The 12599-nt window shown below is 45.7% G+C and carries 9 protein-coding genes; all 9 read left to right on the forward strand.

Going from position 1 to position 12599, the window contains the following annotated elements:
• The first annotated feature begins 38 nt into the window (after positions 1–38).
• On the forward strand, positions 39–1955 hold the full coding sequence (locus ACJJIW_RS10970; RefSeq protein ID WP_282931490.1) for an IucA/IucC family protein: 1917 nt from the start codon (positions 39–41) through the stop codon (positions 1953–1955).
• 10 nt (positions 1956–1965) lie between these two features.
• Complete coding sequence (locus ACJJIW_RS10975) at positions 1966–2949, forward strand: GNAT family N-acetyltransferase (protein WP_282931491.1); 984 nt, start codon at positions 1966–1968, stop codon at positions 2947–2949.
• Complete coding sequence (locus tag ACJJIW_RS10980; protein ID WP_444937326.1) at positions 2946–4766, forward strand: IucA/IucC family protein; 1821 nt, start codon at positions 2946–2948, stop codon at positions 4764–4766. Before ACJJIW_RS10975 ends, ACJJIW_RS10980 begins: the two co-directional genes overlap by 4 nt.
• A 2-nt stretch (positions 4767–4768) precedes the next feature.
• The gene (locus tag ACJJIW_RS10985) at positions 4769–6085 is read left to right on the forward strand and encodes a lysine N(6)-hydroxylase/L-ornithine N(5)-oxygenase family protein (RefSeq protein WP_444937327.1); all 1317 of its coding nucleotides are present in this window, start codon (positions 4769–4771) and stop codon (positions 6083–6085) included.
• Positions 6086–6911: 826 nt separating this feature from the next.
• A complete protein-coding gene (locus ACJJIW_RS10990) occupies positions 6912–7643 on the forward strand; it encodes a hypothetical protein (RefSeq protein WP_444937328.1) in 732 nt (243 codons plus the stop codon).
• A gap of 225 nt (positions 7644–7868) precedes the next feature.
• On the forward strand, positions 7869–8981 hold the full coding sequence (locus ACJJIW_RS10995) for a phospholipase A (protein ID WP_282931495.1): 1113 nt from the start codon (positions 7869–7871) through the stop codon (positions 8979–8981).
• Between the two features lie 81 nt (positions 8982–9062).
• Entirely contained in the window at positions 9063–9467 is a 405-nt protein-coding gene (locus ACJJIW_RS11000) for an NUDIX hydrolase (RefSeq protein WP_282931496.1), read from the forward strand.
• A gap of 250 nt (positions 9468–9717) precedes the next feature.
• The gene (locus tag ACJJIW_RS11005) at positions 9718–11769 is read left to right on the forward strand and encodes an aminotransferase class I/II-fold pyridoxal phosphate-dependent enzyme (RefSeq protein WP_444891872.1); all 2052 of its coding nucleotides are present in this window, start codon (positions 9718–9720) and stop codon (positions 11767–11769) included.
• 28 nt (positions 11770–11797) lie between these two features.
• A complete protein-coding gene (locus ACJJIW_RS11010) occupies positions 11798–12538 on the forward strand; it encodes an SDR family NAD(P)-dependent oxidoreductase (protein ID WP_444937329.1) in 741 nt (246 codons plus the stop codon).
• Positions 12539–12599 lie beyond the last annotated feature (61 nt).

A 12599-nucleotide genomic window follows, 5' to 3' on the forward strand; every position in this document is an offset into this window, starting at 1 on the left:
AATCATTCTCATTACAATCCTGTAAAAGAACCTTACTCATGAATAATCCAGATCTCAACGGGGCTTCTTTGGGCGCCGCTACAGGAGCTTCTGATGCTCATAGTATGAACCCGGCTACTTCTGAGCGGCCGGCAAATATGACTGCTGAAAAGCAAAAGGTCAAATGTTCTGCTGAAAGACTGTCAGCTAATTGCTTCTTCAATGCATTGCTGCGTGAAACAGACAGTGGCCAGTGGTACGAGCATAGCGACACATCATTCCCGGAGGGCATCAAGGCTCCTGCTGTTTGTGTATCTCTCCCGGAAACTGGGACTGAGTTATGGCTGAACGTGATCTATCGTAGTGAATGTGGCAGGCACCAGTTCGAGTTACCGATAGTTTGGCGACAAAGCTCCTTAAGAAGCCAAGTGGTATCAATGGCTGAATGTGCTCGGTTGATTGCTGATGACCCCGCTTTTTTCCCCGGAGCTGGAGAGCAGTCGCGACAGGTGTTTGCCGATCGTGTGCAAGCGAGTGTCCGGAACATGACTCAGGCCTTACAGGCGCGCAACCAGGATATGGAGCGCTTGTTTGGTGAAGTGTTGTCTTTTGGTGAGTCGGAGCAAGCTTTACTTTGTGGTCACTCCATTCACCCAACCCCCAAGAGCAGGGAGCCTTTCACTGATCGGGATGCTGAGTGTTTTGCCCCGGAATTCGGCAACAGTTTTTCACTGATGTGGCTGGGCGTAGATCCTCAGTTTTTATCCGGTGCTAGTGGAGCTCAAGAGTCAGCAGATCAACTCGCTGATCTTGTTCGTGAAACTGATGGTGTCTCTCAGCCGCCAAAGGGGTTTGTTGCAATTCCCGCTCACCCCTGGCAGTGGCAACAGTTGCAGAGAGATCACAGAATCACTCAGTTATTGGAAAGTGGCAGCGTCGTAGAGCTGGGGCTAGGCTCTGGAGCTTGGAGAGCGACATCATCGCTACGTGCAGTGTATAGCGCTGAGAGCTCCTATATGCTGAAGTTCTCCCTCAGCCTGCGCTTGACTAATTCGGTGCGCACTTTACAACCAAAAGAAATGACAAGGGGATTGGAAGTCCTAAAAGTACGAGAGACTCCAATTGGTCAAGATTTCGCTCAACGTTATCCTAATTTTCAGGTTTTAGCTGAGCCGGCCTATTTGATGCTAGCTGACCAGTCCGGAAATCCGGTGATCGAAAGTCTGGTAATGTTCCGGGAGAACCCATTCGTTGGCGAGGCAGCAGAAAATACTTGTCTGCTAGCTACTTTAACCCAAGACCACCCGGATGCAGAGAGCTGTCGTGCAGCTCAACTTATCTCTCAGCTGGCAAAAGAGCAAAATCTATCATCTATCGTTGCTTCCAAGCTTTGGTTTGATGCATTTGTTGATGCTGTGATTGAGCCTTTGTTAATAGCTCAGGCAGATTTTGGAATTCTGTTTGGCGCACATCAACAAAATTTAATTCTGCGCTTTGACGGACCTATGCCGGTCGCTGGATATTTTCGTGATTGCCAAGGTAGCGGTTACAGCTATCTCGGTGAAGAGCTGCTGAAACCTTATTTACCTAATCTCGCGCAAAATAGTGAAAATGTAGTTAATGAAGAAATGGCCAACCGCTTATTCGTTTACTACCTCATTGTTAATAGCTGCTTTGGCTTGATTTCGGCAGTTGCTGCCGCTGGGCTAGTTAGTGAAAGGGATTTGCTAAATCAACTCCGTGACCGGGTTCAGAAACTCTATGACGGTCAGCGACGTGATCGCAGTGGGTTGGAATATTTACTCCAGTCTGAACAGATATGGGCAAAGGGGAATTTCCAATGTGCAGTTATTGGCATGAATGAAAATACTAGTGATGACCCGTTGTCAATTTACCACTCTATGATTAACCCTTTGAAAGAAACTGAAGAACCATCCCCTACTTGTTCAGATAGCCTGGACTGTTCAAATACCTAAGGATCGATTGATGAGCGACATAAAGGCTAAAGCCGAACTAGAAGTAATGCAGCAAGGAGCCCTACCTGATGGAAGGCGATGGACTCTTGATGGTGAAGGTTATCAATGTCAGCTGGATAGCAATACTTTTTTTACGTTATTGAATGTAAATAATGGCAGTAATGCTCAAATACAAATCCCCCATGATGAGGCTGAATCGTCTAAGTTAAATGGGTGGCTGGAGTGGCTATTCGATATTCATGGCGGTGTTGCGATTGTTGAACTTGTTTCTTTAAATGGGGATAAAATAAAAGAAATATTCAAGTCTGATTTTTATCAGCAGACAGAAATCTGGTATCGAGGAAATAATGGCGGAACATTCCCGCTGAGGTGGGTTGAAAATGATCAAGGTGTAAAACATCCTTTCAGAGCTGAGCCTGTGAAGGGAGAAGTGTATAGGCGTCATTTCCACACCTTGGGGATGGATCTTAGTCTCCGTCATTTAGATCCAGATAAAGATCTGGAGCTTTTTACAAGCTGGATGAATGTAGGGCGTGTTGCGAAATTTTGGGAAGAAGAAGGCGATCTAGAAAAGCAGAAAAAGTTTATTCGGGAGGTTATTCAAGATCCCCATAAGTATCCGTTAATTGCTTCCTTTGACGATGTGCCCTTCGCATATTTTGAGGTTTATTGGGCGCTTGAGGATCGTATAGCTCCTTACTACGACTGCCATTCCTTTGATCGTGGGGCGCATATGTTGGTGGGTAACAGTCGTTTTCTTGGTCGGCGTTATGCGCTCGCTTGGCTTAAGGGCGTATCCCATTTTATGTTTTTGGATGATAGTCGAACACAGACCCTAGTTGGTGAGCCTAGAGCTGATAATGGTCCCCTACTGAAGTATATGAATGGAACTTTTGGTTGGAAAAAAGTAAAAGAGTTTGATTTTCCTCATAAGCGAGCGGCACTTATCTCCTGCGATAGAGCTGACTTCTTCGAGGGGGCGGGGAAAGTATGAAGAAAGATAGTTATTGGGCTCAGGCAAATCGAAAAACGCTTGCTAAGTCTTTATCAGAACTTTGCTATGAGCAAGCTTTAAGCGCTGAGCAGGAATCTGAAGAATCTTATATTGTTAGGCTTAAGTCTGGGGTGAACTATCAATTTAACGGTATCCCGACTATCTGGGATTGGCTGCTAATTGATGGGGAGACTATTCAAAGGTGTCAGGGTGCTGAAAAGCTGATTGCAAATGATGTGGCTCAGTTTTTTATCGATGCTGCGGAAGACTTAAAAATAGCAGCCAGCACACTGGGTGGCTTATTGCATGAATTGGCAAATACCTTAGTTGCTGATGTTGCTTTACTTGAGAAGCGTGAGGCTTTCTCAGCAGAAGATTTGGCTCAGTTTACTGACGAGCAACTGCAATGCTTTTTGGATGGGCACCCAAAAGCAATGATCAATAAGGGGCGTATTGGCTGGGGGGCTCAGGAGTTTAGAACCTATGCTACTGAAGCTGGTGAGGGTGTTCGCTTTTTATGGTTGGCTGTTCGCCAGGAAATGACTGTCAATGGGCATAGTGAGCGTTGGAATTGGCAGCAGTTACTAAAAGAGAGCCTGTCAGCTGATCAAATACAGTTAATGGAAGATGCTTGTCAGGAAAAGAAGGTCAATTGGCAAGAATTTATTCCACTTCCAGTTCATCCTTGGCAGTGGCAGCACCATATTTCTCAGCACTATGCGCAACAGCTAAGTCGTGGTGATATTGTACTTTTGGGGCAATTTGGCGATCATTACCTACCTCAAGTCTCGTTGCGTACTTTCTCCAATGTGCCACGCCCGCAATCACTGCACGTCAAACTGCCACTAACAGTATTAAATACATCGTGTTACCGTGGAATCCCCGGTAAATACATGCAGTGTGGACCATCTTTATCACAATGGATGCAGGAAATTTGTGTTAAAGATTGTGAGCTATCTGGGCGAGGCACTGGTATCTTGCAGGAAGTTGCAGGGTTACATGTTCCGCACCTCCATCACGAACAAGTAAAGGGAACGCCCTACCGTTACAGAGAGATGCTGGGGGCGACTTGGCGCCAAAGTCCAGCCAGCCACTGCTTAGAAGGAGAGCGCCATTTACTAATGGCTGCATTGTTACAGAAAGACTCCAGCGGAAGATCTGTAATTGCAGCACTAATTCGTAGCTCCGGTCTTTCTGTTGAAAAGTGGTTGGAATACCTTTTTGATGCGACTGTGGTGCCTTTATATCATTTGCTCTGTCGATATGGTGTTGGATTAGTTGCTCATTCTCAGAACTTGACTTTAGTTTTAAAAGGGGATCGAGTAGCGCGAGTTCTACTGAAAGATTTTCAAGGGGACCTGCGTCTTTCGCAAGGAGAATTTCCTGAGCGGAGTGATATTCCTCAGGCAGCAATGGATGTCCTTGATCAGCTGCCTCCTAACTATATTATTCACGATCTTTTTACAGGGCATTTTGTAACAGTTCTGCGTTACCTGTCCTCCCAGTTGATGTTAGAACTCGATTTTCCTGAGTCCAAATTTTATGGCGTTTTAGCTTCGGTTTTACGTGATTATCAAAAAAACATCACAGAAAATAGCCCTAAAATGGCCGAACGTTTTCAGGTTTTTGATATTTTCCGTCCTCATATCGAGAGAGTTTGTATCAATCGGGTGCGATTGTCGCATGGATGGGGTGATAGCGCTGAAAGGCCGGTACCGATAGTTGGAGGAGATTTGGAAAATCCCCTTTGGCTATCAGAGCAGAAGCCAGAGAAAAAAGAATCCAAACTTAATACAGTTTCCTCCACAGAGATATAATGATGAGTAATATATTAGATCTAGCTGGTATTGGCGCCGGTCCTTTTAACCTCGCGGTTGCCGCTCTAATGTGGGATAAATCTTTAAAGCATCGTTTTTTTGAGGCGAAATCAGAGTTTTCCTGGCATCCTGGACTCATGTTACCTGGTGCTATGATGCAAACGTCTTACTTAAAGGATTTGGTAACACCAGTTGATCCAACTAATCCGTATAGTTTTCTTGCCTATCTAGTTGAGAAAAAACGCTTTTATGACTTTCTGAATGCGGAGCAGCGTACGGTTAGCCGTCAAGAATTTGCTGATTACTTGGGGTGGGCTGCAAAACGTCTGGATTCTTTGGAGATGGATAGTCGAGTACAAAGTGTTCTGGATAAGGGGGAGTATTTTGAGTTGGATATCCACGGTCCAAAAGGACAAGAGATAGTCAAGGCTAAAAATATATGTGTTGCTAGTGGTAAGAAGCCCAATATTCCAGAATTTTGCCGTCCGCAATTATCTGAAACCTGTTTCCACGCTCTGGAAATTGCGCTGCGTAACCCTGATGTTCAGGGTAAGCGAGTTGCAGTTATAGGTGGGGGGCAGACTGGAGCCGAGGTGGTAATTAACCTGCTCAATCGGCAGTGGGGAAAGCCAGAGCAGATTACTTGGATTTCTCGTCGTAGTAATTACCTCCCGCTGGATGAAACCCCTTTCACTAATGACTGGTTTACACCTGAATATGTTAATGTATTCCGTCAACTATCTCAGCATCGCAAGGAGCAGGTTGTAGCAGAACAGAAGTTGGCCTCAGATGGTATTTCACCAGATACCTTGAAAGAACTATATCAACTTTTTTATCGATTGGTGCACCTTGAGGGTGATACGAATCGTATGGTGCTTATGCCCAATCGAGAAATGCTAGAAATTTCCAAATGTGGTGCTTATCGAGTTCAGTTGCAAAACCATTTAGTGGGTGGAACTGAAGGGCAAGAGTGGTTAGATGCGGATATTGTTATTTTGTGCACAGGCCTCAGCGAAGCGTTACCGCCTTGTATTGCACCTTTGCAAGACCGTATCGCCAGAGATGGGGAGGGACGCCTTCTTTTGAGTGATTCCTTTGCGGCCCAATTAAATAGTGATGAAAGTGATCGTCGACTTTATTTCTTGGGTACTGGACGATATAGCCATGGTATTGCCGAGCCTCAATTAAGTCTTTCCGCCTGGAGGGCTGCGCAGGTTGTTAATGATTTACACCGGGAATCCATATACGACAACCAGGAATCAAATAACTTTATGAACTGGATTAGCCCTGGGAAAAACCTAGAGGCCGCAGTAGCCTAAGGTAAATTCTAATCAGTGGCTGAGTACTCTAATTCAGTCGCTGATTTTTGGCTGCTGGCTACAAGGCACTTTTGTCTAATAGACGATTGGTTTACGTGTGGCGGCCGTTAGTATGTAATTGACGTTGCCTTCTACCAGTTGGGCCATTTCAAGACGTACTAATCATACGTCTTGCAGGTGATAAATAGCTATTGGATTTTCCCAGCCTTGATAAATGTCGGTATTTCGGCTAATAGATTGGTGGTCCAGTATTGACATGAAAATTATTATTCATGATTTGGATATTGAATAGTGATTTTTTTGGGGCTTACTTTTAACATTTTTAAGTTCAGATTTTCTCGCCTGCGAATCACCCCAATTATATTTATTTTTGTTTAAACTTGTCCGCTTCTTGTGTTTACAGGGCTCTGTTTGGCGTAATAATAATAAAATCTATAGTTGTAAGTACTTTTATAGATATAACCTTTCCCGATTTTAGTGATTCATCCTTTAGCAGAGTTTCATTTTAGTGCTTCTTCTCCACTAAAAGCTTCCTCCACTAATGCCTTAAAATGAGCTTTTTGAAGTTTTGGTCTGACAATCACCCTATTGGTGCATGATCTTAAAAAGCTCCTTTTTACTCTTTATCGGTAGCACATTTTAGAGGCACATTAGCATTTTTATTATATTGATCCGCATTTAAGATCTTGGATTAATCACCACTTCTTTGAATTGCTTTTTAGATTAAAGGTGGCGTGTAAAGCTAGGTTAGCTTCCTTCCATGTGCAATACTTTTTGGGTACTGGACCACCAGTCTGGTGTGCAGTGGGCAAGGAGGGAATCTGCGATGCGTTTAAATTCAACTTTGGCTCAGGGCCGATATCATTACAGTTGTGATGGTCGGGAGATGCCTGTACAGGATAGTTGGCAGCTCGGAGATGATGAGCAGGGGCGGCGCTCTCTTGTTAGCCGGCGCTTAGTGGGTGACAAGGGGTTCGGTATAGAGGTTTTTGCCTTTTTGGAGCAAGGGCTTGTGAGCGAGTGTGTGGTCCACTGGCGGGATGAAGTTGATAATATAAGTGCTCACTACAAGCTGTTGCCGAAGGGTGGGATGAAACCTGCGATAGGCGATGACATTCAAGCCAGTTGGACAGGTCCCAATGGCCCACAGCAACTTAGCCTTGAGGGGGAAGAGCGGCTTTTATTTCCTTTAATGCGGGTGTTTATGGGGCCGGTCTTGTCGAGATTAGTTCAATACGAGGGGGGGCTGGAAGTTGTCTCACCAGATATTGTCGACCCATCTCAGCGAGGTAAGCTGCTTTCCCCAAGGGTCAGCCACCGCACTGCAAGGCCAATGGCTGGGGATGTAGCGGGGCAGAGGTCCCAAGAGTTGGGTGCCGACATCAGTGCCTATATTTATCAAGGAGATGAAGCTGAGAGAGACGCCCATTGTTACGTAGATAGTCGAAGTTTACTAGTGGGGTATGACTGGCCATCTAGCACTGGTCGTCTATGGCAGGTCAGGTTGAGAGATTTAGAGTGGTCATCGGACCTTCAGGGGTTACTATGGCCCAAATGAATAGACCAAATAACGATAATTGGTCACATGAATAAATCATTCTTTGGAATAATTGTTCGCCAGTATGTAATTGTTAAATTTTTTTCCTCTTTAAGTTGATAAAACGGCTTCTCAAGTCTGATTGGTTGTATTGTCACTATAATCGCAAAATTATGTAGTGGGACTTGTAAACCTCTCCAGTGTAAGCTTGCTCCATATTTGCAATAAATGACTGGGGGAAGCGTTTTGTCCTACTATCGAAGAGGGGTCTATGCCGGGCTTACACTACTTTCTTCTTTTGGGTTAGTTGCACAGCCACCTGCGGCTTTTGCTGAAGATGTACCAGAATCAACTTTCTCTGTGGATGCAGGGGAAAGCCTGCAAACCCATCACAAACGTTGCCTGAATGAGCAAATTCTTGTTTCCGATGCGGATGTCACAATAAGGGAAATTCGGCGTATCTGTGCTCAAAGAGTCCGGGCTGAACTGACCTTAGAAGAAGACCCTGTGATAGCGGAGTTCCTTGTTGATGAATATGAGGAAGAACTACCGACGGATAAAGTACTGCTAGGAGGAAGGGCTCAGGCGATCAAGGATGCTGCCAATAACCCGTTTACCTTGGCATCCCATAAAACCAATTATGTGTTACCAATGGTCTACAACCCAGCTCCTGAAGAGGGTGGGTTGGCGGATATTGAGGGGCTAGCTGAGGCGGAGGAGCTGGATAATGTCGAAGTCCAATTCCAGCTATCTGTACAGGTGCCTGTTTGGCGTGGTTTTTTAGGCCGGGCTTCCGTGTTGAGTGTAGCCTATACAAATCGTAGCTTTTGGCAGGCGTATAACGATGATGATTCTTCTCCCTTCCGCGAGACAAATCACGAGCCAGAATTAATTTTAAGTTGGCTCAATGACTGGAGCGTGTTCGGTTGGAATAATGTGGCCAATCAAGTGGCGATTAACCACCAGTCAAATGGGCGTAGTGAGCCTTACTCCCGCAGCTGGAATAGGGTATATGCGAACTTTATTTTTGAACGTGATAATTATTCGATAAGCCTGAAACCCTGGTATAGGCTACCAGAGGACAAGGATGATGATGATAACCCGGATATTGAGCACTACCTTGGGCATTTCGAATTGGGTGGGCGTTACCGCGATGGGGGCCACACTGTATCCGTAATGTTGCGCAATAATTTGCGTTCAGATAATCGCGGTGCTGTGGAGTTGACCTGGGGCTTCCCTTTGGGTAGGCGTGTCGACGGATATATCCGTTATTTCAATGGGTATGGTGAGAGTCTCCTTGATTACGATGAATCGGTACAGACATTAGGCTTTGGTTTTGTTTTAGCCCAGGGGTTCTAATTTCAATGGCGAGAGTGTATCCAAGACAAATAGGCTCTCGTTTTCCCTTTTTTCAAGCTGACTCATTATCAGGGTATATTCATGGCCTTTGATGATAGTTACCGCCTCAGTGCCCACGCAGTAATAACTAATCCTTATGGAGAAGTATTGCAGCTGAAAGCGACCTATGCGGAGCGCGGGTGGGGGCTACCCGGTGGCGCACTAGACCCGGGTGAAACTGCCCATGAGGCTCTGGTGCGGGAGTGCCATGAAGAGCTTGGTAAGGAGGTACAGATTGAGTATCTCAGTGGCGTGTACTACCACAACGCTTATAATTCACACGTTTTTATTTTTCGAGCCCATTTTACCAGTGGTGGAAGCTGCGTTCTTTCTGATGAACATTCACATTGGGCTTACTTTCCCCTGGACAGATTATCTGAGGTTCAGCGCCACAGGGTCGAGGACTGCCTGAGCTTTAACGGCATTGTGCGTAGCGCAAAGTTCTAACTTTATTATCTTCCTTGGCAATAGATCTGGTGTGCCAAGGTACATTTGGCGAAAATCGCCAAATGCGTTGTAGTCGCAGAATTCCCCTCTCTCCTACATTAGTATTTGCCTCCTGGTGTTTAATGCCCTGGAATTCCAGAGCCTTCGCAGTTCGCGGGCGCTTTATAAAAGTAAATAAAATCAAATAGTTAATAAATAATTGATACAGCAGGCTGTACAAAGCTGCAAGCTATGCTGATGGATAAGAATTATGGGTTTGGATTTGAAGATGCCTGAGCTGGGCAACCTAAGTGAAAGCAGCCATAAATTAGAGTGCCGAGTCGCTCTGGTCAGTTCTGATAGCAAATTGGCCAATGAGTGGGTAAGTGCCCTCAATAATACGGCAGCAGTACATGACAATCCTTTTGGTCTCCATTTTATGGTAGTGGCCCCCTCTGAAGCTGAAAGGTTGGCAAAAGAAGAGGACTGTCTCCAGGCAGTTATTGTTGATGGTGGCAGCGATGGAAAGGGGTTGGATGCTGCAGATGACCTAGCTGACCGGATTCATGTATTGCGTTCCCAGCTTAATATCTTCCTAGTTGCCCATAGTGGTTTTGCCGGCACAACGTCAAAATCAAGCAAAACTGCTTCCAAATCCATAGCCAATTTACGCCGTCGTTTTGATGAGTTATTCGATCGTCGTGAAGGTAACTTCAACCACATGTTCCGCTTGGTGCAGGCATTTATTGCTCGTAGGGCTTCGACGCCTTTTGCCGATACCCTGAAAGAATACGTCTTCTCTGCTCGGGATGCTTGGCACACCCCAGGCCACTCTGGAGGTGATAGCTTGCGAAATAGTCCCTGGGTAGGGGATTTTTATCGTTTTATGGGGGAGCATATCTTCAATACGGATTTGTCCGTGTCGGTTCAAGTGCTGGATAGTTTACTCGAGCCCCATTCCGTTATTCAGGAGGCCCAGGACTTGGCGGCTCAGGCTTTCGGAGCTCGTCATACCTTTTTCCTGACTAACGGTACCTCTACCGCAAATAAAGTGGTTATTCAGCAAATTCTTGGTGGTGGTGGGAAAATCATTGTTGACCAGGCTTGTCACAAATCGGTTCATCACGCGATTGTGATGAACCGGTGTGAGCCGGTTTATTTGAAGTCTGTCCTGCATCCAGAGTTTGGAATTTACGGACCGGTGAAGCGTTCCGATATAGAAGCCGCCCTTGATGAGCACAGTGATGCGCGCCTGTTGGTAATTACTTCCTGTACCTATGATGGACTGCGCTACGATCTCAAGCCAATTATTGACTACGCCCATGAGCGAGGCGTGAAAGTATTGGTGGATGAGGCTTGGTTTGCTCATGGTTTCTTCCATCCTGAGCTGCGTCCTACTGCACTGGAGTGTGGTGCAGATTATGTGACGCAAAGTACCCATAAAATGCTATCCGCTTTCTCCCAGGCCAGCATGATTCACGTGCAAGATCCGGATTTCGATGAATTCCGTTTTCGTGAGAATCTGAATATGCATGCCTCTACCAGCCCTCAATACGCAATGATTGCGAGCCTCGATGTGGCCCGTAAGCAAATGGCGATGGAGGGGTATGGCCGCTTGAAGCAATGCTTGCAAATGGTGGAAACCTTACGTAACGCCGTAAATGAAACTGGCGTATTCCGTGCACTGACTCGTGATGACTTAATTGCTGATCCCCTTGCCGGTGATAATATTCGTCTCGATCCCACCAAGGTGACAATTGATATTTCCAAGAGTGGTTACTCTGGAAATGAGATGCAGATTAAATTATTTGATCAGTATGGTATCCAGGTAGAAAAGACCACCTACAATACCATCACTGTGCTTGTTACTCTCGGTAGCACAGAGAGCAAGTTGCTTCGCTTGATACATGCACTTAAGCAATTGGCCGGAAGTACTCAAAAACGCATTCATATTGGGTCACCGCGGCGCCTGCCAGAATTTACCCGGTTTACTTGTTTGCCGGCAGATGCCTACTTTTCGGAAGCAGAAGAATTGCCGTTGATGGATAATGGCACAGAAGCCATCGAAAATTTGGTAGGTCGAACCAGTGCCGATGAAATTGTTCCCTATCCCCCTGGCATTCCAGTTCTTGTACCTGGCCAGGAAATTTCGGCTCAAATAGTACAATTCTTACAGCAGCTTCTTCAGGGGCAGAATACAACGGAAATCCACGGCCTAATTTTCCGCTCTGATGAGCCAATGCTAAGGGTGGTTAAGGAAACCCCTAAAGCTAAGCCTGGCAAGGCGCAATCTTCCGCAGAAAAAAAGGCAGGAAAATCATAACACTTCATAATCCGGCACGGAGGCCGGTATGCTTGAAAGTCCACAATCTGTGTTAATTGCCGGTGCCTCCGGCGGAATTGCACAGGCTATTGGCGCCGAAATTATTCGGCGCCATCCTCAGGTTACTCTATTGACCCTGAGCCGAATTACAGTCGACATGATTCCTGGTCATGTTGGAGAGCGTCATCATTTATCTGTTTCCCTAGAGGAGGCGGAGTCTATTGATATCGTTGAAAATTTTTTGGCAGAGCACTCTGAACCCCCAGATTGGGTAATATGTTGCTGTGGAATTTTACACGATGAATTTCACGGACCTGAAAAGTCCCTATCGCAATGTGATGATCACTGGTTGTTACAGTCTATGCAGGTCAATGTACTTTCCCATGTACATTTAGCACGGGCACTAGATGGATTCTTACGGCGTAGGCACCCTTTGTTGTGGGCATCACTTTCAGCAAAGGTGGGAAGTATTACGGATAATCACCTTGGTGGTTGGTACAGTTATCGCACCAGCAAAGCAGCATTAAATATGCTGGTTAAAAACCTATCTATTGAGTGGGCGCGAAAACTGGAAGAGAGTTGCGTAGTCGCAATTCATCCAGGTACAACAGATACTTCACTATCCAAACCTTTTCAAGCTAATTTGCCGCCAAGCAAACTTTACAGTCCTGAATTGAGCGCTAATCGTATTGTGGATGTCTTAAGTCAGTTGACACGACTAGATACTGGTAAATTATTATCCTGGGATGGAAGCCAGATACCCTGGTAGTAACTGTGTCTGAACTATTTACGATAGTTAGAAACCGTCTGACTTCTAAAAACCGGGAAAG

It is taken from the genome of Microbulbifer maximicatervae (SeqCode), assembly GCF_052467815.1.